The following is a 2,384-nucleotide window of genomic DNA, read 5'->3' on the forward strand; positions in this document are numbered from 1 at the left end:
GCGAGGTAGGCGATGGAGCGCGAGCCGAGTGTCAGTGCGGGGAGAATCAGAAACTCGATGCGGCCGTATCCCGAGGCCGGCAGCCAGCGCAGCGTGACGGCGAAGAGCAGGATCAGTAGCAGACCGATCCAGTACACCGGGAAGGAAATCCCGAGGTAGGTCGTGGCGAGGGCGAGTCGATCGAACCAGCCGTGGGGGCGCACGGCGGCGAGCACGCCGATCGTCACACCGCTGATCGTAGCCAGCAGCATCGCGGCGGTCGCCAGCAGCAGGGTGCGCGGAAAACGTTCGGCAATGTCGCTGATGATCGGGCGGTTCGTGACGTACGATCGCCCCAGGTCTCCGTGTAGCACGCCGCTGGCGTAGTGAAGGAACTGTGCTGGCAGCGGGTCGTCGAGGCGGAGTTCGGCGCGGAGCCGCGCCATCGTGGCCGGGTCGGCGCGCTCGCCCACCATGGCCTGCACGGGATCCCCGGGCGCAACGTAGAGCAGGAGAAAGACGACGACCAGCACCCCGGCCAGTGTGGGCAAGGAGAGCAGGAGGCGGCGGGCGAGCAGCGACAGCATGCAGCAACATTAATCCCCGTGGGAGTCGAGCCGATACTCCTAAACGATTCCCGCGATGATCGGCGGGGACTACCCGATTCTCCTCCCCGTCCGGTTCATGCTCTTTCGTCGCTCTGCTCCCCTAGCTCCGTCACCTGTTGAGCCGCCGGCGGTGTCAGCCGCCACTGCAGCGGAGGCGTTCGACATCGCACCACTGCTCGATGCCTTTGGCCAAGTGCTTTCCGCCTACGCGCAGGGGAGCTTCGACATGCCCGACCTGTCGTCGAGTGAAGCGGGAGAGGAGCTGGAGCGGTGGCGGCGGCATACGGTGCTGGGCGTTCCGCTCGAGCCATCGGTTGGCGTCCCGTCGCTCAGTGCCGCGCACCGCGACTATCCCGGCGCGACCCGTGCGCTGACCGACCATCGTCGTCGCGAGAAGCGCTATGTGGAGTCGGCGCTTTCCGATCTACGTGACGCCCTCTGGGCCTGCGTGGAGCGCGTGCACACCGTGGCGCAGGCTGACATGCAGGCCGACGAAGCCACCTCGATCCAGATCTCCCGCGTACAGACAGCGATTCACGGCATAGAAACCGGCGCCGTAAAGGACGAAGTGCTGCAGGCGATCTCGGCGATCACGGACATTGCACGCAGCCGTCGGGATACGCAGCAGGCTGCGTTCGGCATGCTGGCCGAGCGCATCGACCAGCTCGGCTCGCAGCTCGAGGAGGCGAAGCGCGAAAGCGAGACTGACGTCCTCACCGGGCTCGGCAATCGCAAGCGCTTCGAACGCACTGGGCAGCGCGCCGTCCAGATTCACATGCTCAATCGCACGCCGGTCTCACTGGTGCTGATCGATCTCGATCATCTGAAGCAGATCAACGACGGCTATGGACACGCGGCCGGTGACGCGGCACTGCAAGCGATCGCCGGCAGTCTGTCCAAGGTGTTCCTGCGCGAATCCGACGTGATCTGCCGTGTCGGCGGCGACGAGTTCGTGGTGGTGTTGGCCGGCACGGACGAGAAAGTTGCACAGCGATTGGCCGAACGTGTCGTGCAGCAAGTCGCATCCACGCGCGCCCCGTTCGCCACCGCCGCGCCGGCACTGAGCGCGAGCGTAGGGTACGCGTTGTACGAAGGGACAGAAGGGGTGGAAGCGTGGTTAGGGAGAGCGGATGCGGCGTTGTATCGGGCGAAGAAGGAAGGACGAGGGAAAGCAAACGGGGCGAAGGGAACTGCTGAACTGCGCCAGGAATAAGGGGCGCCAGGAATAAGGGGCGCCAGGAATAAGGGGCGCTAGGAATAAGGGGCGCCAGGAATTGACAGCGTGGAAAGTGCGTTGCTCTACGCACTCTTCTCGTTTTGGCGGCGGGCTTCGTCTTCCTCGATCCGGCGGATCAGCGACGCCAGCATGCGGGCGGTGACGAGCGCTTTGGAATCGCAGAGAAAATATTGCTTGGTTGGCAGTCTGGCCTCGCTCCGGGCACGGGTAAGATGCGTGCGCGTTTCGTTCGCGGAGCCTAGTGCAATGCGTAGGTGATTGAGAAACCTGGCGGCTGAGCCGCGGCCGGCGCCTTCGGCCGTATTGGCGGCGATCGAACCGGCGGCTTCGATGAGCTGCGCGCGAAGCCCCGGTACGCGCGTCACGTCGTGGGTCTCGAGGGACTCGTGCACGACGCGGCTCAGTTCGCACGCGGCGTCGTACACGCGGAGGTTGAAGTGGTTTGGCATGACGCACGATACGGTCGCAACTCCAAACCACTCTCACCAAAACCACGCCCCCCCCGCGCCTTTCAACGCAGTCCGCAGTAAGCGCCCTTTATTTCTAGCGCCCCTAATTCC

At 64.8% G+C, this 2,384-nt stretch carries 3 protein-coding genes; 1 reads left to right on the top strand and 2 read right to left on the bottom strand.

The features are described from left to right. Positions 1–566 (bottom strand): ABC transporter permease (locus tag ACESNG_RS00970; RefSeq protein ID WP_373067345.1); only part of this gene is annotated, 566 nt, incomplete at its 3' end. A gap of 55 nt (positions 567–621) precedes the next feature. Here ACESNG_RS00970 and ACESNG_RS00975 point away from each other — a divergent pair. Continuing rightward, complete coding sequence (locus tag ACESNG_RS00975) at positions 622–1,800, top strand: GGDEF domain-containing protein (RefSeq protein WP_373067347.1); 1,179 nt, start codon at positions 622–624, stop codon at positions 1,798–1,800. A gap of 86 nt (positions 1,801–1,886) precedes the next feature. Here ACESNG_RS00975 and ACESNG_RS00980 read toward each other — a convergent pair whose 3' ends face one another. After that, a complete protein-coding gene (locus ACESNG_RS00980; protein ID WP_373067350.1) occupies positions 1,887–2,273 on the bottom strand; it encodes a four helix bundle protein in 387 nt (128 codons plus the stop codon). Positions 2,274–2,384: the final 111 nt, after the last annotated feature.

The sequence above is a fragment of the Gemmatimonas sp. genome, assembly GCF_041689975.1.
Classification (GTDB): Bacteria; Gemmatimonadota; Gemmatimonadetes; order Gemmatimonadales; family Gemmatimonadaceae; genus Gemmatimonas.

Coding starts and splice junctions, on each gene's coding strand:
- ACESNG_RS00980 (WP_373067350.1), bottom strand. CDS start 2,273: ATGCCAAACCACTTCAACCTCCGCGTGTACGACGCCGCGTGCGAACTG.
- ACESNG_RS00975 (WP_373067347.1), top strand. CDS start 622: ATGATCGGCGGGGACTACCCGATTCTCCTCCCCGTCCGGTTCATGCTC.